The sequence below is a fragment of the Marinobacter sp. MBR-105 genome (assembly GCF_053628895.1).
This window is the reverse complement of record NZ_JBRJHG010000003.1, coordinates 258,121-281,004: the sequence shown is the minus strand read 5'-3', so window position 1 is coordinate 281,004 and position 22,884 is coordinate 258,121. Positions and strand designations below refer to the sequence as shown.

23 protein-coding genes and 1 pseudogene are annotated in these 22,884 nt (G+C 56.5%); 16 read left to right on the top strand and 8 right to left on the bottom strand.

The window, feature by feature from the left end; all coding sequences use genetic code 11:
* Together ACSSVV_RS06005 and ACSSVV_RS06000 are read left to right on the top strand one after the other, a co-directional pair.
* A pseudogene (locus ACSSVV_RS06005) lies at positions 1-505 on the top strand (PepSY domain-containing protein); the annotation flags it as partial.
* Positions 506-580: 75 nt separating this feature from the next.
* Positions 581-1,333 carry a VIT1/CCC1 transporter family protein gene (locus tag ACSSVV_RS06000; protein ID WP_023010251.1) on the top strand — a complete coding sequence of 251 codons (753 nt, stop codon included), beginning with the start codon at positions 581-583 and terminating at the stop codon, positions 1,331-1,333.
* Positions 1,334-1,428: 95 nt separating this feature from the next.
* On the opposite strand, the gene ACSSVV_RS05995 is transcribed toward ACSSVV_RS06000, so the two are convergent.
* Positions 1,429-1,923: an NUDIX hydrolase gene (locus ACSSVV_RS05995; RefSeq protein WP_051995569.1), complete on the bottom strand. Its 495-nt coding sequence runs from the start codon at positions 1,921-1,923 to the stop codon at positions 1,429-1,431.
* A 147-nt stretch (positions 1,924-2,070) separates the two neighbouring features.
* Positions 2,071-2,697 carry a LysE family translocator gene (locus tag ACSSVV_RS05990; RefSeq protein WP_023010249.1) on the bottom strand — a complete coding sequence of 209 codons (627 nt, stop codon included), beginning with the start codon at positions 2,695-2,697 and terminating at the stop codon, positions 2,071-2,073.
* 136 nt (positions 2,698-2,833) lie between these two features.
* Here ACSSVV_RS05990 and ACSSVV_RS05985 point away from each other — a divergent pair, with 136 nt between their 5' ends.
* Both ACSSVV_RS05985 and ACSSVV_RS05980 read left to right on the top strand, forming a co-directional pair.
* Positions 2,834-3,316, top strand: a complete 483-nt coding sequence (locus ACSSVV_RS05985) for an Lrp/AsnC family transcriptional regulator (protein WP_023010248.1) — start codon at positions 2,834-2,836, stop codon at positions 3,314-3,316.
* A gap of 432 nt (positions 3,317-3,748) precedes the next feature.
* Entirely contained in the window at positions 3,749-3,880 is a 132-nt protein-coding gene (locus ACSSVV_RS05980) for a hypothetical protein (RefSeq protein WP_264673076.1), read from the top strand.
* A gap of 27 nt (positions 3,881-3,907) precedes the next feature.
* Here the strand turns inward: ACSSVV_RS05980 and ACSSVV_RS05975 are convergent, their stop codons facing one another.
* On the bottom strand, positions 3,908-4,213 hold the full coding sequence (locus ACSSVV_RS05975; protein ID WP_023010247.1) for a hypothetical protein: 306 nt from the start codon (positions 4,211-4,213) through the stop codon (positions 3,908-3,910).
* A 178-nt stretch (positions 4,214-4,391) separates the two neighbouring features.
* Positions 4,392-5,309 (bottom strand): LysR substrate-binding domain-containing protein, encoded by a 918-nt coding sequence (locus ACSSVV_RS05970; RefSeq protein ID WP_023010246.1) that lies wholly within the window; start codon positions 5,307-5,309, stop codon positions 4,392-4,394.
* A 166-nt stretch (positions 5,310-5,475) separates the two neighbouring features.
* On the opposite strand from ACSSVV_RS05970, the gene ycaC reads away from it, so the two are divergent.
* Positions 5,476-6,096 carry an isochorismate family cysteine hydrolase YcaC gene (ycaC, locus tag ACSSVV_RS05965; protein ID WP_023010245.1) on the top strand — a complete coding sequence of 207 codons (621 nt, stop codon included), beginning with the start codon at positions 5,476-5,478 and terminating at the stop codon, positions 6,094-6,096.
* A gap of 126 nt (positions 6,097-6,222) precedes the next feature.
* On the top strand, positions 6,223-7,137 hold the full coding sequence (locus ACSSVV_RS05960) for a pirin family protein (protein ID WP_023010244.1): 915 nt from the start codon (positions 6,223-6,225) through the stop codon (positions 7,135-7,137).
* Here the strand turns inward: ACSSVV_RS05960 and ACSSVV_RS05955 are convergent.
* Together ACSSVV_RS05955 and ACSSVV_RS05950 are read right to left on the bottom strand one after the other, a co-directional pair.
* Positions 7,134-7,595: a methyltransferase family protein gene (locus ACSSVV_RS05955; protein ID WP_023010243.1), complete on the bottom strand. Its 462-nt coding sequence runs from the start codon at positions 7,593-7,595 to the stop codon at positions 7,134-7,136. The two genes, ACSSVV_RS05960 and ACSSVV_RS05955, sit on opposite strands and share 4 nt — an antisense overlap.
* A gap of 29 nt (positions 7,596-7,624) precedes the next feature.
* Entirely contained in the window at positions 7,625-9,091 is a 1,467-nt protein-coding gene (locus ACSSVV_RS05950) for a malate:quinone oxidoreductase (RefSeq protein ID WP_454105733.1), read from the bottom strand.
* Positions 9,092-9,366: 275 nt separating this feature from the next.
* Between ACSSVV_RS05950 and ACSSVV_RS05945 the strand changes: the two genes are divergently transcribed.
* The 4 genes from ACSSVV_RS05945 to ACSSVV_RS05930 are packed head-to-tail and all read left to right on the top strand — an operon-like array spanning position 9,367 to position 14,994.
* On the top strand, positions 9,367-10,551 hold the full coding sequence (locus ACSSVV_RS05945; RefSeq protein ID WP_454105730.1) for a thiamine pyrophosphate-dependent dehydrogenase E1 component subunit alpha: 1,185 nt from the start codon (positions 9,367-9,369) through the stop codon (positions 10,549-10,551).
* 1 nt (position 10,552) lies between these two features.
* On the top strand, positions 10,553-11,530 hold the full coding sequence (locus ACSSVV_RS05940) for an alpha-ketoacid dehydrogenase subunit beta (RefSeq protein WP_022992373.1): 978 nt from the start codon (positions 10,553-10,555) through the stop codon (positions 11,528-11,530).
* A 26-nt stretch (positions 11,531-11,556) separates the two neighbouring features.
* A complete protein-coding gene (locus ACSSVV_RS05935) occupies positions 11,557-13,143 on the top strand; it encodes a dihydrolipoyllysine-residue acetyltransferase (protein ID WP_454105729.1) in 1,587 nt (528 codons plus the stop codon).
* A gap of 9 nt (positions 13,144-13,152) precedes the next feature.
* The gene (locus ACSSVV_RS05930) at positions 13,153-14,994 is read left to right on the top strand and encodes a protein kinase domain-containing protein (RefSeq protein WP_454105732.1); all 1,842 of its coding nucleotides are present in this window, start codon (positions 13,153-13,155) and stop codon (positions 14,992-14,994) included.
* Here ACSSVV_RS05930 and ACSSVV_RS05925 read toward each other — a convergent pair.
* On the bottom strand, positions 14,987-15,976 hold the full coding sequence (locus ACSSVV_RS05925; RefSeq protein WP_454105728.1) for an XdhC family protein: 990 nt from the start codon (positions 15,974-15,976) through the stop codon (positions 14,987-14,989). The two genes, ACSSVV_RS05930 and ACSSVV_RS05925, sit on opposite strands and share 8 nt — an antisense overlap.
* A gap of 208 nt (positions 15,977-16,184) precedes the next feature.
* Between ACSSVV_RS05925 and ACSSVV_RS05920 the strand changes: the two genes are divergently transcribed.
* Entirely contained in the window at positions 16,185-17,141 is a 957-nt protein-coding gene (locus tag ACSSVV_RS05920) for a peptidoglycan-binding protein (RefSeq protein ID WP_454105727.1), read from the top strand.
* A gap of 22 nt (positions 17,142-17,163) precedes the next feature.
* On the opposite strand, the gene ACSSVV_RS05915 is transcribed toward ACSSVV_RS05920, so the two are convergent.
* Positions 17,164-17,745, bottom strand: coding sequence for a hypothetical protein (locus ACSSVV_RS05915; RefSeq protein WP_454105726.1), 582 nt, complete (start codon positions 17,743-17,745; stop codon positions 17,164-17,166).
* A 123-nt stretch (positions 17,746-17,868) separates the two neighbouring features.
* Here ACSSVV_RS05915 and ACSSVV_RS05910 point away from each other — a divergent pair, with 123 nt between their 5' ends.
* The 5 genes from ACSSVV_RS05910 (at position 17,869) to cysW (ending at position 22,883) form a co-directional block, all read left to right on the top strand.
* The gene (locus ACSSVV_RS05910; RefSeq protein ID WP_011784867.1) at positions 17,869-18,924 is read left to right on the top strand and encodes an NAD(P)-dependent alcohol dehydrogenase; all 1,056 of its coding nucleotides are present in this window, start codon (positions 17,869-17,871) and stop codon (positions 18,922-18,924) included.
* A 128-nt stretch (positions 18,925-19,052) separates the two neighbouring features.
* Positions 19,053-20,021: a beta-ketoacyl-ACP synthase III gene (locus ACSSVV_RS05905; RefSeq protein ID WP_454105725.1), complete on the top strand. Its 969-nt coding sequence runs from the start codon at positions 19,053-19,055 to the stop codon at positions 20,019-20,021.
* Between the two features lie 117 nt (positions 20,022-20,138).
* A complete protein-coding gene (gene cysP / locus ACSSVV_RS05900) occupies positions 20,139-21,143 on the top strand; it encodes a thiosulfate ABC transporter substrate-binding protein CysP (protein WP_454105724.1) in 1,005 nt (334 codons plus the stop codon).
* 9 nt (positions 21,144-21,152) lie between these two features.
* A complete protein-coding gene (cysT, locus tag ACSSVV_RS05895; protein WP_011784864.1) occupies positions 21,153-22,025 on the top strand; it encodes a sulfate/thiosulfate ABC transporter permease CysT in 873 nt (290 codons plus the stop codon).
* Positions 22,026-22,883 carry a sulfate ABC transporter permease subunit CysW gene (gene cysW, locus ACSSVV_RS05890; protein ID WP_023010236.1) on the top strand — a complete coding sequence of 286 codons (858 nt, stop codon included), beginning with the start codon at positions 22,026-22,028 and terminating at the stop codon, positions 22,881-22,883.
* Position 22,884: the final 1 nt, after the last annotated feature.

The following is a 22,884-nucleotide window of genomic DNA, read 5'->3' as shown; positions in this document are numbered from 1 at the left end:
CGGCGGTCTTTGCTCCGGTTATTTGCATGACCTCAAGCCGGGTGATTGTATCGATGGCTTCATCCGCCCCAATCCAGGCTTTCGGCCAGCTACCGATAACCGACCAGTGATTCTTGTCGGTGCAGGTGCCGGGATTGGTCCGTTAACCGGTTTCATCAGAAACAATACCAGATGCAACCCTATGTATCTGTACTGGGGCGGTCGCGATGCCAGGTCAGATTTTCTCTACCAACCTGAGCTTGGGCGCTATCTTGAGGATCATCGACTGAGCGGGCTGAACACAGCCTTCTCAAGAACAGACGAGCGCGCCTACGTGCAGGATAAGCTCAAACAGGATGAATTAGCCGTGCGACAGATGGTTAACACCGGTGCGCAGATACTGGTCTGTGGTGGCCGGGATATGGCGGCGGCTGTGCGGCAGGTTATAGAAGACATTATCAAACCCTTGCACATCGATATTGAAACTCTGAGAGGCCAGGGACGTTATCTTGAAGATGTATATTGACAGATAAAGTGACAAGGTCGAACTGAGCCTATAATCCCAAAGCACCAAATCGCGTCCTGAACAGGAAGCTGAAAGATGCCATCCACAGAAAATGAAAGACTGCTCAGCGAGCACCAGCCTAATGCCGTTCGTGCACGGCTTGCTGGTCCCGTTAAGGCCTCGACGCTACCAGATGCTGTGCTTGGCGGCATCGATGGCTGCGTCACAACGTTTGCGGTTGTATCGGGGGCCTTCGGTGCTGGCTTCTCGCCCCAGGTCGCGCTGGTGCTTGGTTTTGCAAATCTGATTGCAGACGGGTTCAGCATGGCCGTGAGTAATTATGAAGCGGGTCAGGTGCAGTTGAATCAAATCAAGTTTGCTGAGCGCACAGAACGGGAACATATAACTGCTGTGCCAGAAGGTGAACGCGAGGAAATTCGCCAGCTCTTTCAGGCGAAGGGCTTTGACGGTGAATTGCTGGAGCAAGTTGTAGATGTCATTAGTCGTAATCCCGATGTTTGGGTGGCAACCATGTTGCGGGAAGAGTACGGACTTTCGGGTGCCGGAATTAGCCCACGTCGAGCTGCGCTGACAACGTTCGCTGCATTTTTGTCGGTCGGTGCTTTACCGTTGCTTCCTTATGCGATCCCGGGGTTGGAGAGTCGGATTCAGTTCATGATCAGTCTTGGATTGGCAGGAGTCGTCTTCCTCGGTATCGGAATGCTTAAGAGTATCGTATATGGCTTACCGGTAGTGCGATCAGGACTCCGAACATTGAGCATGGGTACGGCCGCTGCGGGGCTGGCATTTGGTGCTGGGCATTTTGCGCAGAGGTTATTGGGAGGTTAGGTCTTCAGCAGTGAATACCGTATTTAACATAATATACATTATGCGCAGTCACGGATGGCATCACAAAAGAATTAACACCAGACCCAGAAAGCCCCTTAACTCGATTTACTAATGCTCCGCTTCTGCCCCGACACCAACACCAACTCATAGGCCTCCCAAACGATATCTTCAACATCCAGACTCAGAGCGAGGTCGCTTGAGCCTAGCGCCACCATCGGAACGAACGCCGCATCCAGCGCATCATCGGCAGCTACTGGCTCACCAGAATCCCAGTAACACAGCACCGCTATCAGGACAAAATGGGATCGAAGATATCCCTCATCATCAACGTCGTACGCATTCACGGCATTGAAAACTTTGCTGGCGGTAGCACGAACTCCTGTCTCTTCGTACAACTCTCTTACAGCGGCGGCTTCAACCGTCTCCCCGAACTCCATCTTCCCTCCCGGAAACCCCCAGCGACCTGCGTCTGGCGGGTTGGCGCGGCGTACCAACAAGATTTCATCATTTCTGAAGAGCACCGCAATGGTTGCCGCCACCGGGTGCCTGTATCTATCACTTCGAAACCCGCTTACGGTTGCCGTCGCCATAAAACACTCAACTCACCGTTGTTCGTCAAATATAGCCAAACGTGCTTGACCACCCCTTTGAATGAACCGCAAACAACCTCTGGTTATCCAGCATACAGGAGGATTTACCGACTCGTCAGCCTCTAGGGCACTGAACGGATGGCGAAGTCAATCAAGAGCAACCTTCAGCGCGATACCTGTAAGCAGAAAACCAAATAGGTTGTTCTGAGCTCTACGGTATCGAGCATTGCTATTGGTAAGCGCCCAGAGTAATCGCCCCAGAAGAGCGTAGGCAAAATCAAAGACCAGTCCTGTGAGCACCAGGATCAAGGCCAAAATGGCAAATTGTCCCACGATGCCAGAGTCTTCCGAATGGATAAACTGCGGAAGCAGTACCGAACAGAAGATCAGAGATTTGGGATTAAACAGGTTAGTTGCCAACCCTCTCCGGAAACTGGCCAGATACCCCGCTGACGGCTGAGTACCTGCGATTGAATGGGGGTTGCTCTGGAGCGTGTGCGCTGTCCGGAAAAACTGCCAGCCCAGATAAAGCAGATAAGCTGCGCCCAGTATTCGTATCGTATGGTAGGTCCAGGGATACGTGGCCAGCAAGGTTGCAAGCCCCACCGCGGCGAGCAGAACATGGCATCCCCTGGCAATGGCAAGGCCGAGAGCGACGGCCATGGCCTTTCTGGTGCCGCCGCTCACAGAGGTGCCGAGCACCAATATCATGTCTGGCCCCGGTGCAAGGTAGATCGCCGCGAGCGCAGCCAGGAACACGAGAAAATCAGCCATTGGCTACGTCTCCCGGGTGGTAGTGAGTGAATCCTTGAGTATACCTGCCGCCCGGTAGTGAACGATTGCTTTATAACCTATGATGGAGCGGAAAATTGGTGTTATCCGCTAACGTTTCTCTCTTCAGGTGATACTTATGCCAGATTTTAGATTTGACCGGTTTGACAGAAAGCTTCTTGAGACACTACAAACAGATGGCCGTATGCCAAACACAGATTTGGCCGAGGGAATCGGCCTGTCTCCGTCACCCTGCTCTCGGCGGGTACGTTTACTTGAGGAATCCGGGGTGATCAAGGGCTACCGCGCAATCCTGGATCAGGAAAAAGTGGGCTTGGGGCTAACCGTATTCGTTGATATAAAAGTAGAACGCCACCAGGAGAAGGAGGCCGAGGCTTTTTGCGAGGCGGTGAGCGTTCTGCCAGAAGTAGTGATGGCCCATCTCGTGTCCGGGGAGTCGGATTTTCTATTACACGTCGTGGTGCCCGATCTCCGCGCCTATAAGGAATTCTTGACCAATACTTTGCTCAAGTTGCCCGGGGTCCGGGACATTCGTAGCAACTTTGCGATCCAGACCGTCAAACCCCAGTCACCACTGCCGCTCATTCATTTGCCGAGGTGATACCTGCGCGAGATTCAGATGTTTGTATTTCGCTGATTAGAAGCATCATGGGATGCCCCATCAGCCTCCATACACGGGCCACACGGTTGCCTAACTCGACGGCGCAACAAAGTCCTGCGAAATACACGCAAGGCGCCACCAAACAGTTCAGCAAAGAACCTGGCACGTAGCCTGGCATTATCACGCTCTATTTCGCGCATTTTCGGATCCGGGTTATGGAAGGCCATTGCATCTTCTCCCTGCTCTCTGAAAGCCTAGCAAAACCGGAGCATTGGTGGCGATTTCGGTACGTGTCACTTTTGGGGGGGCTGACCTTACCTCATCGAATCTCGGTAAGCTCGCATTTAGTCCCGAAGACAAGCGCTTCAACTCAACACACCTTCTGTTCAGACTTCCGAACAACTTTAGCCCCAGGTATCGGGAGAAAACCTTTTGGCAAAGATTCTGGTAAGTGCCTTGCCGGAGCTGGGTGCACGGTCGCCCTACTTCGCCAGCATGGAATTCAAATCTTCAGTCAGTATGAAATCGACCAGCTTCTGGCTGTACTGGACTCTGCTTAGGTGAAATAGCGCAGATAGATCTGCTGTCTTGTTACAAAGCCTGATGCAACAGATCTAACTGAGATTCACCAACGAGTGTTCGCTCCCGCTCGAATATCACCCAGGTTCTCACCCGAGTTTCAATCTGCCGGCGGTTTCGGCAAATCCACGTGTAGCGTCCCCGACTGTCGGCGACACATTCCATTTGGGCTCCATGTTTTCGGGCGGTGGCCATGTGGCGCTTGAACGTGCGGTCAGGCATGCCGGCAAATCGTTCACGAAGCTGTTCTGAGGTGAGATTGTCATTTTCAAGGACAGCAAGAATGAGTTCGAGTGTGGTTTTGAAGTCGCGGTACATAATTACTCTAAAGATGGTATGCCAGTTACTGGCGCGGGCAACTCCCCACGCCAGTTTTCGGCACATAGTCAGACCATGACGATTTAGCGGACAAGATCCCGACGGTTCGGGGCGGTCAATTATAGCGATGCCAGGTTGCGGCACAAGCAATGAGTCGAGCCAACTTTTGGCATACTTATTACTCCTGTGCCATTGCCCAATCCACGTCTTCCATGGATTCCCCCAGAAAGTCCAGCAAAGCTCTCACCGCCGGCATCAGGCCACGCCTTGAGGGAAAAACCGCATGCAGAACGCCTCCCCGAGGCTTCCAGCCCGGCAGAACGTCGATCAATCGCCCCTCAACCAGGTCTCGCCCACCAACAATCAGCGGCATGCGCACCACGCCCAGGCCTTCCAACGCCGCTTGCCGGAGGGTGAACACATCATCCGTCACCAGTCTGGGCGAGTGGCGCACCTGTGCCGAGGCCTTATCCGGCCCATCCAGACACCAGATGTGTTTGCCATCGGACGGCTCAAAATCCAGACTGGGCAGGTTGGCCAGATCGTCCGGGGTTTCAGGCTGCTGATGGTGTTCGAAAAAATCCTTTGAGGCCATCAGGAACTGAGGGCTCTTTGACAGCACTTTCATGGTCAGCCCGCTGTCCTCCAGCGGTGGAAAACGGACCCGCAGCGCCAGGTCCAGCCCTTCTTTCAGAACATCAACCCGTCGGCTGGTGGCATCAATCTCCACCTTCACATCGGGATACCTCGCCATAAAACGAACCAGCAGTTGTCCCACGTGAAAGTAGATTAACCCTGGCGGGCAGCTCATCCGGATTACGCCCCGGGGCTCGGCCCTGGACCGGTCAATCACCTCCTGCGCAGCCTCTGCTTCCACAAGCATTGCCACGCAATGGCGATAATATTCCTGGCCCAGTTCGGTAATGGTGAATCGGCGCGTGGAGCGATTGATCAGCCGGGTATCCAGGCGATCTTCCAGCATGGCAATCCGCCGGCTCAATTTCGATTTTGGCACGCCGAGCGCCCGGCCCGCGGGGGCGAAGCCGCCGTGATCGACGACTTTAACGAAGTAATAGAGGTCGTTGAGGTCCTGCATGGTGGTTAGCGTTCTGATTATGGAACGATGAGTATAAATTTTGGGGCCTACACAGGCCAGAAAACGGGACCTATGCTTTAGCTATCGTTTCACAAAAGCATCGAATTGCGTGAACCGGTCATCACCTCCAGTGATTTAAGCCGCTAATCAGAAGGAGTAAAAAGCTATGGCATTTAAATACAATCGGCTGAATAAAGATGATGTGGCCCTGCTGATGGTCGACCATCAGTCCGGGCTGCTGTCCTTGGTCCGTGATTTCTCGCCGGACGATTTCAAAAACAACGTCCTTGCCCTGGCTGACATCGCGAAGTTCTTTAACATCCCGACCATTCTTACCACCAGCTTTGAAAATGGGCCTAACGGACCCCTGGTTCCTGAGCTCAAAGACATGTTCCCGGATGCGCCCTACTTCGCCCGTCCTGGTCAGATCAATGCCTGGGACAACGAAGACTTCGTAAAGGCCGTGAAGGCCACCGGGAAGAAACAGTTGTTGATCGCGAGCGTGGTGACCGATGTGTGCGTCGCGTTCCCAACATTGTCTGCGCTGGAAGAAGGGTTTGAGGTGTTCGTGGTTACGGATGCCTCCGGCACGTTCAATCAGACCACTCGAGATGCAGCCTGGAGCCGTATGGAGCAAGCCGGCGCCCAGTTGATGAACTGGTTCAGCGTTGGTTGTGAGCTGCATCGTGACTGGCGCAACGACATTGAGGGTTTCGGTGGTATTCTGGCCAAGCACTTGCCTCACTATGCCAATCTGATGCAGAGCTTCGGTGCGCAGCAAGGTTGACAGCCAAGGCGTCCCGCAACCCGGAGCTGGTCCGGTGCGGGACGTCTCATTTGACACCCATTCAGACTGGCACCAAGCTTCAAACACACCAGATCCTCTCACTCGCACCCGCACCCGGAGCTGACAATGAGCAATCTCGCGCCCGACACTGAAATGGATTGCCCCATCACCGAAGAATGTGGCGCCATAGTTCAGCTCCTTCAGCCCAGAAACCGTGACCTCGGGGGCTTTTCGGTAAGGCGGGTTCTGCCGGTGGTTGGCCAGAAAATGATCGGGCCGTGGATCTTTTTTGACCATATGGGGCCGGCCCATTTTGCGGCCGGGGATGGCATTAACGTGCGCCCTCACCCCCATATTGGCATTGCGACCGTTACCTACCTGTTTCAAGGTGAAATCCTGCACCGTGATTCGCTGGGCAGCCAGCAACCGATCCGCCCCGGGGATATCAACCTGATGGTGGCCGGGCGCGGGATTGTTCATTCGGAGCGGGAGCGCCCGGAAATCACAGCCTCCGACCACACGCTCCACGGATTGCAATTGTGGCTGGCGCTGCCCGAGGCAGACGAAGAAACAGAACCGGCGTTCTATCACTATCCCGGCGACACAGTGCCATCAGTTTCCGTGGATGGCGTTCAGGTACGGGTAATGATGGGAACCGCTTTCGGTGCCGCGTCGCCGGTCAAGACCTTTGCCGATACCCTATACATTGAGGCATGGCTGAAACAGGGGCAAAAGCTTACTCTGCCTGATGCCGAGGAACGAGGGTTGTACGTTGCCAAAGGAAAGCTGCGGGCAGGCGGAACGGAGGTGCCTGAATATTCCATGGCCGTTTTGGCGGCTCACGAGGGCGTTACGGTTGAGGCGATTGAAGATACCCGGCTCGCCCTTGTTGGCGGCGAACCACTGGGGCGACGGTTTATTGAATGGAATTTTGTGTCCAGCCGTAAGGAGCGTATCGAACAGGCCAAGGATGACTGGCAGAACCGGCGTTTTCCCATCGTGCCTGGCGATAAAGAAGACTATATCCCGTTACCTGGCTAGAACCATCGCCCAACCCGTGAGGCGTACCGGGTGTAGTCGTCACCGAATAACGCCCGCATGTGTCGTTCCTCGGGTTTGATCTGGAAGCGATTCATGTACAGCATGAACAGTGGCAGTAACAGAGCGGCAAATACACTGCCCAGGTACAGGCTCCAGGCAATCAGCATCAGCAGAAAGCCGAGGTACATGGGGTTTCTGGTGTAACGGTAAACCCCGTCAACCACCAGGCTGGCAGACTGATGGGGCGTACGAGGATCCACGGTGGTGCCTCCTGCACGAAATGCCAGAACGCCGGCCAGGGCAATACCTGCGCCAGCCAGGACCATGAGGGTGCACAGAATCAGCCTGCCCGGAACGGTAAAATAGCCAGACGGCAACAGCCTCGAAATAGCCCACATGGCCGCCCCGAAAAGGATAACCAGAACAACGGGTGGAACCTTGAGTTCAAGTGCTTTCACTATTTGTATTCGTCCCTGAGAACGCCTGGCTACGCTGGTATGTCTGACTGGATGCCCAAGGCTGAGTTTACGGCGTCCCGAATCTCGCGATACCGCTCCGGATTGCTGATCAGTGTATCCAGATTGTCCTCAGGGAACATCTCTTTCAGCTTGGATCTGGCGGATTCTCCAGCAAATACCGCCGGGAACAATTGCTCCAGGGCACGCAGCATCACCTCAGGTGACACCGAGGCGCCAGGCGACGCCCCAAGTATTGTGCCGTAGGTTTTATCCTTCGAAACGATAATCTCTGTACCCATCTGCAGATCCCCATCCTTGATGATCTGTACCCGCTGGCCAGCCTCAATAGGCTTCCAGTCAAACCTGGAGCTCAGGCCCGGAGCAAATTTCTCCAGCGACTCCAGCATGCTTTTCTCGCCTTTGAAGGTCTCAGAAACCAGATATTTCACGAGAGCGAAATGCTCTATCGCGACGCTCAGCAAGCCGGGGATATCGTGCAGGCGCATGGCCTTCAGATAATCAATGAATCCGCGCCCTTTTTCCAGAACGGGCTTGAATGAGGCAAATGGGCCGAACAGCAAATAATGCCTGCCATCAGCCACCCGCAGGTCCAGATGCGGCACAGACATTGGAGGTGCACCAACTTCCGCCTTGCCGTAGGTTTTTGCGCGATATTGGCGGGCCTGCTCTTCCGTAATTTCCGCCTGCAGAAAACGCCCGCCCACCGGAAAACCGGTGAACCGCCGGGCAAACGGTAAATGACTTTTCTTCAGAATGGGGAACGCACCCCCGCCCGCGCCAACAAACAGTATGTCGGCCCGGTGTTGAACGGCAGCAGCACCCCGGGTTTGCGTTTCTACCAGCCAGCTCCCCGCGGGGTTTCGGTGCACCCGCTTTACATGGACGCCATACTCAATGTTTACGCCCAGCTCCTTCGTCGCGTATTCCGCCATCTGTTCAGTCAGGGCACCAAAATTCACATCGGTTCCCGTTTCCACAACAGTCGCTGCCATTTTCTCGTGATGGGGGCGGCCGTCCATGGTGTAGGGAATCCAGCTCTTGATCTCGTCAAATTCCTCGGAAAAGCGCATGCGCTCAAAAAAGTGGTGGGCGGACATTTCCCTGAAGCGTAGCTTGAGCTCCTCGATGGACGGCTCGGAGACCAGGGTGCAATGGCGGGTCTGGTTGATGAAGCTAGTGGGCTCTTTTATCGCACCTTTTCGAACAAGGTAGGCCCAAAACTGCTTGGCAACGTTGAACTGGGCATGGATTTTCAAGGCTTTCTCCACCGAGATTACCTCGCCATCCACCGGCGTATAGTTAAGCTCGCAGTTGGCCTCGTGGCCCGTGCCGGCATTGTTGAAAGACCAGGAGTTGCCTGCGCCCGGGCTGTCCAGTCGCTCCAGAATGGTGATATCCAGTTCGGGCGCCAGTTCCTTCGCCAGGGTGGCAAAAGTGGTTCCCATTATTCCTGCGCCGATCACGATCACATTCATATGCCTGCCCACCAGAGTCCGTTTAATGAAGCTATTCAATAGAGTACCTGTATTGACGTTAGCATGCTTGCGGCCAACACGGGAAATTCATCGGTGTGGCACAGTTAAATAAAAATCCGCATTCTGGGTCTACCCGACGGATGCAGTTTACGTTAAGGTAAAGGCAAGCCTGGAATGATCCACACCAGATTTCCCCAGGTTGTCTACAATGACATTAACGACACGCCCACAAGGCGTGTTTTGTTTCCTCAGGCCAATACCCCAGGAAGAGGACTATGACAACAACAAAATCGAAAGTTGTGTATTCCCCCTCGTTCACCGATGGTGCGGAATTCAGTATTCCCACGTTCAAGCTCCTTAAGCAGGATGGCAAGCTCTATAAGAGCGCCAAAGCGCCGGATCTTGAAAAAGAGAAAGCCCTTCGCATCTACCGGGCCATGGTCACCACCCGGATTCTCGATGAGCGTATGCTTGCTGCCCAGCGCCAGGGGCGTCTGAGCTTCTACATGCAGTGTACCGGTGAAGAAGCCGCCGTGATCGGCAGCGCCGCCGCGCTGGATGATAACGACATGATCATGGCGCAGTACCGGGAGCAAGGCGCCCTCGCCTACCGCGGTTTTTCCATCGACGAATTCATGAACCAGCTTTTCGGCAATGAGCTTGATTACGGTAAGGGCCGGCAAATGCCCGTGCACTACGGCTCGAAAAAGCTGAATTACATGACCATCTCTTCGCCCCTGGCCACCCAGATTCCCCAGGCCACCGGCTATGCCTATGGCCAGAAGCTGGCGGGAGACGGCCACTGCACCATCACCTATTTTGGCGAAGGCGCCGCGTCCGAGGGTGACTTTCACGCGGCCCTGAACATGGCTGCAGTCCATCGCGTACCCGTCATCTTCCTGTGCCGGAACAACGGTTATGCCATTTCCACCCCCGCAGCCGAACAGTTCGCAGCCGACGGCGTAGCACCCAGAGCCTATGGCTACAAGATGGACGTTATCCGGGTAGACGGTAACGACGTACTGGCCATGTATGAAGCCACCAGAGCAGCCCGGGAGCTGGCCGTCAAACACAATCGCCCGGTATTGATCGAGGCCATGAGCTACCGCCTTGCGGCCCACTCCTCCTCCGACGACCCGTCCGGTTATCGCAGCAAAGACGAGGAAGCGGTATGGCGCGAGAAAGACCCGATCCTGCGCATGCGCCTGTGGCTGGAAAGCAAGAAATGGTGGAGTGAGGACGACGAAAAACAGTTCCAGGAAAACATGCGCCGGGAAGTGCTGGAAACCATGAAGCGGGCGCAGAAGCGTCCGCCACCAGCCCTCGGAACTCTGGTTACCGATGTCTACAACGAAGTACCTCCCATGCTGGCCGAGCAGTTTGAGAAACTGAAGGCTCACATACGTCGATATCCGGATGAGTACCCAAAGAGCGCCGAACACGTTAAGGGAGGAGCGTGAGATGACCAAGATGAATATGCTCCAGGCCATCAACAATGCCCTGGATACCGCCATGGCGGCCGATGACAAAGTGTTGTGTTTCGGCGAGGACGTGGGCGTTTTTGGCGGCGTGTTCCGCGCTACCAGTAATCTTCAACAGAAATACGGCAAGTCCCGCTGTTTCAACACACCGCTGGTGGAACAGGGCATCATCGGTTTTGCCAACGGTCTGGCCGCCCAGGGCTCTGTGCCGGTGGCGGAAATCCAGTTTGCCGACTACATCTTCCCGGCCTTCGATCAGATCGTGAACGAATCGGCGAAATACCGCTATCGCTCCGGCAACCTCTTTAACGTTGGTGGTCTGACCATTCGTGCACCCTACGGTGGTGGCATTGCCGGCGGCCTTTACCATTCGCAATCTCCGGAAGCTTATTTTGCCCATACCCCGGGCCTCAAAATCGTGGTGCCCCGCAACCCCCATCAGGCCAAGGGCTTGCTGTTGGCTGCCATCCACGACCCCAACCCGGTACTGTTCTTTGAACCCAAGCGCCTGTACCGGGCCTCCGTGGGCGAGGTGCCAGATGAAGATTACCGCCTGCCTCTGGGTGAAGCCGAGATCACCAAGGAAGGCACTGACGTGACCATTCTTGGCTGGGGCGCCCAGATGGACGTGATAGACCAGGCGGTTGAGCGCGCTGAGAAGGAAGGCATTTCCTGCGAGGTGATTGACCTCCGGTCGATCCTGCCCTGGGATGTGGAAACCGTGGCCAATTCCGTGCTCAAAACCGGGCGCCTTGTGATTACCCACGAAGCTCCTCTCACTGGCGGCTTTGCCGGCGAAATTGCAGCGACCATTCAGGAGCGCTGCTTCCTGTACCTGGAATCTCCCATTGCGCGGGTAACCGGGATGGACACCCCCTTCCCGCTGGTGCTTGAGAAGGAGCACTTGCCGAATCACCTGAAGGTCTACGAGGCCATCAGGGAAAGCGTGGAATTCTAGGCGGATATCAGGACAGGAGAACAAGCATGAGTGATTTTATTCTGCCCGATATCGGCGAAGGTATCGTGGAATGCGAACTGGTCAAATGGCTGGTAGCCGAAGGCGACGTCATCGAGGAAGACCAGCCGGTGGCCGAAGTGATGACTGACAAGGCGCTGGTGGAAATTCCTGCCCCCTACAAGGGCCGGGTTACCCGTCTCTATTACAAGGAAGGCGATATCGCGAAGGTGCATGCGCCACTGTTCGAGTTGGTGGATGAGAGTGGCGAGGCCGGGGCGCCGGCACCAGCAAGCGCTGAAGAGTCGCCGCAGGTAGATGCTGCCCCGGAAGCTGTAGCCAAAGCGGAACCCCTACAAAGCGGGGACGATAACGCGACTGAAGACTTTATTTTGCCCGACATCGGTGAAGGGATTGTCGAGTGCGAGGTGGTTGAATGGCGCGTCGCCGAGGGCGACGAAATCGAAGAAGATCAGCCGGTGGTGGACGTGATGACCGATAAGGCCATGGTTGAGATCACCGCCCCCAAGGCCGGCCGAATCACCAAGCTCTACCACGAGCAGCAATCCATGGCGCGGGTGCATTCACCGCTGTTTGCCTTCATCCCGCGGGATCGTGAAGAGGCTCCTCAGCCAAAGAGTGAATCCAGGCCGTCGGCGGACGCCGCGCCCACAAAAGCGACACCGGTGGCAACCGGCACCCGGGCCCGGATTCCAGCAAGCCCGGCGGTCCGTCGGTTGGTGCGCGAGCACGAGCTGAACCTGGGCGACATTGCCGGTTCCGGCAAGGATGGCCGGGTGCTTAAGGCAGATGTTCTGGCGCATTTGGAACAGCCCAAATCAGAGCCCAGCGCCACCGAACGTCAGGTTGACCCCGGCACGGCGCCTCGCCGCCACGCCGAAGGTGATCAGCAAGCCCGCGTGGAACCGATCAAAGGCATGAAAGCGGCCATGGCCAAGGCGATGGTTCAGTCGGCAACCACCATCCCTCACTTTATCTACAGTGAGGATATTGATGTAACCGACTTGCTCATGCTGCGGGAACAGCTGAAGCCGGAGGCTGAAGCCAAAGGCACCCGGCTAACGCTCATGCCATTCTTCATGAAGGCCATGGCCCTGGCTGTTCAGGAATACCCGGTATTGAACAGTCAGTTAAACGAGGACGTGACCGAAATCCACTACCTGCCCCACTGCAACATTGGCATGGCGGTAGATGGCAAAGCTGGCCTGGTGGTGCCCAACGTCAAGCACGTTGAACAGCTCACGCTGCTGGGGATCGCCGAGGAAATCGCCCGGTTGACTGAGGCCGCCCGTTCCGGGCGTGTCAGCCAGGATGATCTCAAAGGCGGCACCATCACCATTTCCAATATCGGCGCATTGGGCGGCACCTACGCTGCGCCCATCATCAACGCACCGGAAGTGGCGATTGTGGCGCTGGGCCGCACCCAGAAGCTACCGCGTTTCGATGCCAATGGTCAGGTGGTTGAGCGGGCGATCATGACGATCAGCTGGGCCGGCGATCACCGCATTATTGACGGCGGTACCATCGCGCGGTTCTGCAACCTCTGGAAGAGCTACCTGGAGTCGCCCCAGACCATGCTGTTACATATGGGCTAACGGGCAGTGATGGAGCAGGAAAAGCATCTTCAGCAATTCTATATACCGGAAGAGCAGTCGATCTACCTGCTCAGCCACGATGATGCCAAGAAGCTCAAGGACTGGGTGGCGCTTTGCGTTGCCCAGCTCCGGCAACTGGGTTACAGGGACGTTGAACTGATTGGCAAGGGCGCCTATGGCTTTGTGTTTGCCGGCCGGTTTCCCGGCCTGGATACGCCGGGGCCGGAACATGTGTTCAAGTTCACCCGCATCAACCTGCCCCAGCACCTACAGGATCGCCTGGAAGACGAAGCCTTCATTCTGGAGCAGGTGCATCACCCCAGAGTACCGCGACTGATCGCCTTCCAGCGCGCCAACAACCAACCTATCCTGGTCATGGAGCGAGCTGCGGGGCTCAATCTGGAAGAAGTCTCCCTGCAGGAAGGCCGCCTGAAGCCCCGACTTGTTATTCGAATTGCGGACCAACTGGCGGATATTCTGCGCTGCCTGCGCCGGGAAACCGGGCCCGCCGGCCGTCCGATTGTTCATGGTGACATCAAACCGTCCAACCTGGTGTTTGATGCCCGTACCGAGAACATCGCGCTGATTGACTGGGGGTCCTCGGTGTTCGCCCAGTTGGATGCCAATCAACAGTTCGTCACCGCCAATGTGATGGAACTGATGTCGGATAACCTGCAGCAAACCAATGCCAGACTGGGCGATGTCTATTTTATCGGCGAGGAGCAGCTGAACGGCGGGCTCTCCTCGCCCCGCTTTGATGAACAGGGGGCTGCCGGAACCCTGTATGCCCTCGCCTCTGCCCAATCCTGTCGGTTTGGGCACCGGGCGATTCCAGCTGCGTCTCTGGGGCTTCCCATGGAATTTGCCCGAATGCTTGATGGCATGCTGTCGCCCGACCCGGAGACTCGCCGCAAGGCTGGTGATTACTACTTGCGGGAAATGCCCCGAATGGCCCGCACGGTGATGATTGACCTGCCGGCACGGCCGACCACTCCGCAGGTGCCGGTATGGGTGCGGGCGTCCGGGCAGGAAATTGATACCGTGGTATACAGTTCCCGGAAGTCGTTTTTGCGGGAGGAAGGTGCCCCGGAGACCCTGAGTGATGTGAACGACGTCCAACTCGACCGCTACTACAAGAACTTCATGCAAGGCATGGGGGAAACCGAGAAAGCGTTTCTGGCGGCGGTTAGTCGGCTCGGACGCTACCCCGTAGAAGGTGGCCTGGCGGTACGCTGGGAAACCGACGGCATCTATATCGATACCTCTCTGAACCTGCATGATCCGACGTTGAAATCGGCCTTTGTCCAGGCCGTCAATAACATGGTGTACCTGGCCCAGGCCATCTACCGCAAAGGAATATTCAAAAGCTGCCTGTTCAACGCCCGTAACACCCTGCACATTGATCGTGAAGACCCGGGCCAGCCGTTTCTGGTCTCCCCCGGCATGAATCTACACTACGAAGTGAGCGCAGCACCGGAAGTGGAAGATGAAAGCCGCGTGCATTCCTATTTTGAGGATGGGCCCGACCCGGAAGAATTCCTGGTATTGCCCGAGACGATTATCCGGGCTCTGGAACGTCTGAACGACATTCACCACACCGGTATGATCATCTTCGAAGCCCTGCCCCGGCACCTGAAGATCCACAGCCATTACCGGCTGCTGGACCCCGAGCGGGAACCGGAATTCCGGACGCTGCTGGACGAGATCCTGTCTGCGGTGGAGCAAATCACCGGGCTTGGCGTGTCCGGATATATGAAGATGCCCTACAAAGACACCCGGTTCTTTCCGCACATCGAGCGGCTGCCCGACCGGTACTACCCTCGAAACCCGCGAGCCGAGAGCGTTAATTGACCGCCCGGAAAAGCTGGCGCCGGGCGCGAACCACATCCGCCATAATCGACAGGGCAATCTCGGCCGGTGTCTTGCTGCCGATATCCACCCCCACGGGCATATGAATACGCTGAATCTCGGCCTCAGTGAGCCCGCCACTGCGTTTCAACCGTTCCGCCCGGGCTTTTGAAGTGCGCATTGAGCCCATGACACCGATATAGCCCGCTGGCGTTTTGACCGCGGCCATCATCGCCAGATCATCGATCCTTGGATCGTGCGTGGTGGCCACTACGGCCGTCGAGGGGGCGCAGGCACCGTCTTTGCCAAGGTATACGGAGGGCAGTTGGGGAATAAACTCGACACCTTCGGGCAAATTGTGGGTGCCGGCGATGTCTTCCCGTGGGTCGCAAAGCACCACCTCATAACCCAGACCCAGAGCAAACCGGGCGCAGGCGTCCGCTACGGTTGAATATCCGGCCAGAATCAATCGCGCGACGGGTGCGACGACAATCTTTATGGTCTCGCTACCCTGCTCCCAAATGACCCGGCTACCGTGATCATCGACAGGGTGGAGACTGACGTTGCCACCAGCCAGGCCTACTTCCCGCTCCAAAGCTTCACCACTTGAAAGCCGTTGCAGCAGCGTCCGCAGCTGATCGACAAAATGTGACTCCGGAGATCGCTTTTCCACCAGTACTTCCAATGCGCCCCCACAGGGCAGCTTCACCTTTGGATTGCGGTTTTCCTCGCTGTCGCCACCATATCTAATAACAACGGATGGCAAGGTATATTCCCCCTGCACCAGTCGATCCAGGAAATCCTCTTCAACACAGCCGCCGGACAATGACCCAACATGCGCTCCGTCGGCTTTCGCTACCATCATCGCTCCAGGTTCCCGGGGGGAAGAGCCGAACGTGGATAACACGGTGCACAGCCAGATCGTGTGCCCCTGCTCCAGCCAGTCAATGGCCTGCTGTATAACGCGATAATCGAGATTTTGCATGCTTGGCCTGCCAAAACTACCGGGGCGCTCTGCCCGTTCTGTGCCTGATGGGTTGTGACAATACCAGCAACCTCCGCAACATCCTACGGGCACCTTGCGCCAACTTGTTAACCACTTCATAGGCGCAACTATTAATCCCTGATACCGTGAAGACACTCGGTAACAATATGTAAACAACAATACCAAAGAGCCTCTGGAGGGATTCGCCATGAAACGCTCACCGTTGCAGGGACGCCGCAAAACCGCCGCGCAAAGTCTGGCCGTTGTCTCAAGCATTGCCATCTGTGGCTGGGCCCAGGCAGCCTCTCCCACTCATACCGTCTTTGCTGCGGAAAATGCGCTTTATGGGTCCGGTTACGATATCGGCACGGCCGACGGCTGGATAGACGCCAAGCTGCGAACTGCCATTCGTCAGTATCAGTCCGATCGCCCAGAGCTCTCGGCAAGCGGAAATCTGGATTCAGCCACGCTCAAATCCCTTGGTGTTGAGGCGGCTCCGGCCCTAACGATCCAGAGCAATTCTGTGGCTTCCCGGTCTGCGGCACGTGGTCAACTTGGAATTACCGCAAAAGTCCCGTCACCCGCCCGTTCCGTTGCCGCTGTCGCACCAGAGCCCAAGCCGGAGCCAATTCCCGAAGCTCAGGAACCTGAACCGGAAACTGTCGAGCCAGAGATCGTGGATGCCGCAGAACCGCGAGAGATTCAGGTTGCGGCCCTGGAGACAGCAGCGCAATCGGTCCCAGCAGAAGAATCTGAAACCGGTCCGGATGAAAGCCAAACAGAACAGCGTGTTACAGAGCTTTCTTCATCCGTTGCCGAAAGCAGTCAAGCGCCAGTCACCGCAGATCAGGACTCGGCAGAAGTTGTCGAGGTGGTCACTGGTGATAACGAAGAGCTGATCGCCCAATTGCCCACCGAGCCCACCGCAGCGGGCCCGGATGAGCCGCTCGCCGTTGAGGAAGAGTCCGAGCTTTCGCAAACGGAGCCAGCACAAGAGGTTGTTGCCGCAAAAACGACTGAACCGGAACCCGTGATTGTTGATGCGCCAGCGGCAAACGCCAGCGAGCCGGTTGCCAATCAGGAAGCCCAGGCAGAACCGCGCCCCCAGAGCAGCGGCGGTTTCTTCTCCTGGCTGTTTGATTTCTTTTTCGGCTGGATAGCCTGATCTGATCTTGAAGGCGGCAGGCTCAGTCCTGCCGCTTCATGCGCTCCACATCGGCTTTCGCATCTCTCAGGAAGGATTCAACCGTCTCGCCGGGCAGCAGCAACTGCTGTTCAATCATTGAATCCCGCCAGTCTGATTCTTCAAAGATGCAACGATACTCGTTGGGAAATTCTACATACAGGCGCTTGAAGTACTCCCGCGCGAGCACCTTGTTGGGTTCCTTGCGGCGCGACTGCAACACCGCCATGTTGTACAGGGCACCGGCCCGGATATGATCCGGCTGACTTTCATCCTGATAGATCTTATCCAGTCGGCCCAGCACTTCCTTCAAACCGGTTAACCGGTATTCCTTGAGAATCTCCGCCGCAGACTCCATTACCCGGTCTTCCCCGTGCCTGCACGGAGAGTTGGCGTGGTCTTCGACGTACTGATCCACCGCCCGCTCCACTTCATGGCGGTGCTTGTGGTCCTGTTTCTGCTCATACACAAAACCGGTGCCAACGCCGGTGGCAATGGTTCCCGGCATACAACCGCCGACCAGGCCCGCGCCCAGCGCGATTGTGCTCGCCAGCCACACAGCTTTAAGAGATTGCGTGTTTGTCATCTGGTCATCCCTGATGGAGTGGAATACGTAGGTTACAATTGATATGTGCTGAGTAACACAAGGTAACTGTCCTGCTGCAACAGAACCGTGATCCTTGTTCTAAAACTGAAAAGGAGTGAACGAATGGCCAATACCAAAGCATACGCCGCCACTGCCCCGGACTCCGGCCTGGCCCCCTACGCCATTGATCGCCGGGAACTCCGTGCTGACGATGTAGCGATCGAGATCGACTACTGCGGTGTCTGCCACAGTGACCTCCACACCGTTGAAAATGACTGGGGCGGCTCAAAATATCCGGTCATTCCGGGCCACGAAATTGTTGGCCGGGTCACCGCCGTTGGGCCGGAGGTCAGTCACTTCAAAGCCGGCGACCTGGTGGGCGTGGGCTGCATGGTAGACAGCTGTCGCAGTTGTTCCGCCTGCGACTCCGGCCTGGAGCAGTACTGCATTGAAGGCTCCACCATGACCTACGGCAGCCTGGATCGTCACGATGGCTCGGTCACCCACGGCGGCTATTCCGAGCGGATTGTTGTCAGCGAACGTTTTGTCGTTCGGGTGCCGGAAAAGCTCGACCCGGCCAGTGCGGCTCCCATTCTGTGCGCAGGCATCACCACCTATTCCCCCCTCAAGCACTTCAAGGTCGGCAAAGGCCACAAGGTAGGCGTGCTGGGGATGGGCGGTCTCGGCCACATGGGCGTGAAATTCGCCAAGGCGCTGGGTGCCGAAGTCACTATCTTTACCCGTTCTGAAGCCAAGGTGGCGGAAGCGAAGAAGCAGGGTGCGGACCACGTTATCATCTCCACCGACAAGGAGCAGATGAAAGCCGCCGCAGATTCCTTCGATTTTCTGCTCGACACCATTCCTGTAGCCCACGACCTCAACCCGTACCTGAAGTGTCTGAAGTACGACGGCACACATATTCTCGTGGGTTTGCTCACCCCAATTGAACCCGCCCTTCAGGCTGGCCTGCTGGTGACCAAGCGCCGCGTGGTAGCCGGCTCTCTCATTGGCGGAATGCCGGAAACGCAGGAGGTTCTGGATTTCTGTGCGGAGCACGACATCACCTGTGATATCGAGATGCTGGATATCCGGAACATCAACGAAGCCTACGTCCGCATGAAGAAAGGCGATGTGAAGTACCGCTTCGTCATTGATATGAAAACGTTGAAAGAAGGCTAATCTCCCACCCCTTGCCCGGGCGCCCAATGTGTCGCCCGGGCAGTCTTTGACAATCCGCTAATAACCAATCCGGTTGCAAAGGTTTAGCATGGGTCTATCGTTACCCTATAAACCCCTGGAAATTGTCCATGACCTTTGCACGCATTGCCGGAACCGGTTCCTATCTGCCGGATAACATCGTTACCAATCGCGACCTGGAACAGAAGGTGGAGACCTCTGATCAGTGGATCCGCGAACGCACTGGTATCGAACAGCGGCATATTGCCCTGCCCGGACAAAGCACGGTAGATCTTGCTGAACAGGCGGCCCTGAACGCCATTGAGGCCGCCGGCATTGAAGCCACGGATATTGATCTGATTGTTTTTGCCACCACCACGCCGGACAAGGTGTTCCCCAGTTGCGCCTGTATCCTGCAGGCCCGGCTCGGCATTCAGGGCTGCCCCGCCTTTGATATTCAGGCCGTCTGCAGCGGTTTCGTCTATGCGCTGGCCACTGCCGAGAAGTTCATCCGTACCGGTTCAAGCAAAAAAGCGCTGGTGATCGGCGCGGAGGTATTCTCCCGCATCCTTAACTGGGAAGACCGTACCACCTGCGTGCTTTTTGGCGACGGCGCCGGCGCTGTTGTGCTGCAGGCCAGTGAGGAGACCGGTATTCTGTCTACACACCTGCACGCCGATGGACGGTATGAAGAGTTGCTGCACGTCCCCTGTGGCATCGCCAACGATTTTGATGCGGTAAAAGCCGGCCAGGCGTTTGTGGAAATGAAAGGCAACGAAGTCTTCAAGGTGGCGGTGAATACCCTCGGCCGGATTGTCGATGAAACCCTGGAAGCCAACCAGATGCAGAAATCCGATATCGACTGGCTGGTTCCGCATCAGGCCAACCTGCGGATTATCGCAGCCACGGCCCGCAAACTGGACATGCAGATGGATCAGGTGGTGGTAACCGTCAACCGCCACGGCAACACGTCGGCGGCATCCATCCCGTTGGCGCTTGATGAGGCCGTCCGCGATGGGCGAATCCAGCGTGGGCAGGTTGTTCTGCTGGAGGCCTTTGGCGGCGGCTTCACCTGGGGCTCGGCACTGCTACGCTATTAATTGCTGACGCTTATATGCCAAACAAGCCTTTCAATATTTATTTTTAATATTTTTCGTTCTTAAAACCTTTTGTTAGATTGCTCCTCAGATTAGAACCATCATTCTGAGGAGCTCGTTATGAAGCAACTGTTCAAGGGAATCGCGCTCGGCGCCGCCCTGCTCTCCGCCCAACCGGTACTGGCTGCAGACCGGGAGCTGCTCAACACCTCTTACGACATCGCCCGCGAACTGTTCGCTGCCTACAACGAAGAGTTTAAAAAGCACTGGCAGGAAAAGACCGGTGAAACGGTCGAAATCAAACAGTCCCACGCAGGTTCATCCAAGCAGGCGCAGGCCATTATCCAGGGCCTGAAAGCCGATGTTGCAACGTTTAACCAGGTGACCGACATCGACATCCTGCACCAGCGGGGTCGTCTGATTCCTGAAGACTGGGCCGATCGCCTGCCGAACAACAGCTCGCCTTATTACTCAACCATGGCGTTCCTGGTACGCGAGGGTAACCCGAAGAATATCGAGAACTGGGACGATCTTGTTCGCGAAGACGTTCAACTGGTGATGCCGAACCCTAAGACCTCTGGAAACGGCCGTTACACCTACCTTGCCGCTCTGGGCTACGCCCAGGACCAGTTTGGCGGCGATCAGGAAAAAATTGATCAGTTCATGGCGGACCTGCTCGGTCAGGTACGCGTTTTTGACAGCGGCGGTCGTGGTGCCACCACCACATTCGTTGAGCGCGGCATTGGCGATGTCCTGCTGACCTTCGAGTCGGAGGTTCTGAACATTGCAGACCGTTTCGAGAACGGTGAATACGTGGCTGTCACGCCGAAGGTAAGCTTCCTGGCTGAATTCCCGGTGACGTGGATTGACGACTACGTTGAACAGAATGGCACCGCCGAGCTGGCCAAGGAGTACCTGGAGCACCTCTATACCGAAGACTCCCAGCGCCTGCTGGCAGGCTTCAACTACCGTGTTCACAACGACGCGGTGAAAGCCGAGAATGCCGATCGCTTCCCGGAACTGAAACTGCTGTCCATCGAAGAGATTGCCGGTGGCTGGGAAAACGCCATGAGTACCCATTTCAGCAGTGGCGGCAAGCTGGACCAGTTGCAGCGGCGCCGGTAAGAGCAAGCCATGCCCACCTCCGCTCAAGCAGGCGTCGCCCCCGTGCGGCGCCTTGGTCGTCGAAACAAACGGGTATTGCCGGGATTCGGTCTGAGCCTCGGCATTTCGCTGTTTTTTGTCAGCCTGGTTTTGCTGCTGCCGATGACCGGGCTGGTCGTTGAAACCTCCGGCATGACCTGGGACCAGTTCTGGTTCACCATCACCGATCCGCGCGTGGTGGAGTCCTACAAGGTTACGTTATGGACGGCCCTGGCAGCTTCACTATTCAATGGCCTGTTCGGGTTGCTGTTGGCCTGGGTGCTGGTTCGCTATGAGTTTCCGGGCAAGCGCATTGTCGACGCCGTGGTCGACCTGCCCTTTGCCTTGCCAACTGCTGTCGCCGGCATCACCCTGGCAACGCTGTTTTCCCAGAATGGCTGGTACGGCCAATGGCTGGCCAAAATCGGTGTGGAGGTTGCATTTACACCCCTGGGCATCGTTGTAGCCATGGCATTTACCAGCATCCCGTTTGTGGTGCGTACGGTGCAGCCAGTGCTTGAGGAGCTGTCGCCAGCCGATGAAGAAGCCGCTGTTAGCCTGGGGGCATCTGACGGGCGTGTGTTCCGCAAAGTTATCTTTCCTTCGCTGTGGCCAGCCCTGGTGACCGGAATCGCCCTGTCTTTCACCCGCAGCCTGGGCGAATTTGGTGCGATTATCTTTATCGCCGGCAACACGCCCTACGTCAGCGAAGTCACCAGCCTGATGATCTTCATCCGTCTGCAGGAGTATGACTACGCGGCCGCCAGTGCCATTGCCTCGCTGGTATTGCTGGCGTCGCTGATTCTGCTGTTCTCCATCAACCTCTGGCAGGGTCGCTACCTGCGCAGGCTGGAGGGTCGATAGATGGCTGCGCAAAACCGCCGTATTGGTGACCAACCCTGGGTGCGCCGCAGCCTGATCGGGCTGGCCCTCGCAATTACTCTGATCATGCTGGTGATTCCCGTAGTGGTGATCTTTACGCAGGCGCTGAGCACAGGCTGGAGCGCTTTTGCCGGCAATGTCCTGGATGAATACACCCTGGATGCCATCGGCCTGACTTTGTTTGTGGCCGCACTCACGGTGCCGCTTAACCTGGTTTTCGGGACAGCCCTCGCCTGGTCGGTTACTCGGTTCCGCTTTCCCGGGCGCAAGCTGTTGATCACCCTGATCGATATTCCATTTGCGGTATCACCGGTTGTTGCCGGTCTGCTGTACCTGCTGCTCTATGGCCGGAACGGCTGGCTGGGCAGTTGGCTGAGCAACTACGACGTTCAGTTGATGTTCTCCTGGCCCGGCATCCTGATGGTCACCGTATTCGTAACCTGTCCGTTTGTGGCCAGGGAGCTGATCCCCTTGATGCAGCAACAAGGCAGCGAGGAGGAAGAAGCCGGCGTGGTGCTGGGCGCTTCCGGCTGGCGGATTTTTCGCAAGATCACACTGCCAAATATCAAGTGGGCATTGATCTACGGTGTGGTGCTGACCAACGCCCGGGCCGTAGGTGAATTCGGTGCGGTCTCGGTGGTATCCGGCAATGTTCGCGGAGAAACCAATACCTTACCGCTGCATGTTGAACTGCTTTATCAGGATTACAACATTGTCGGGGCCTTTGCCAGTGCTTCACTGCTGGCCGGTATCGCCATCCTGACACTGATTGCAAAAGCATTTGTCGAATGGCGTCAGTCCCGCGCTGAACACGCGACGCCCGAAGAAGGAGGTGCGTGAC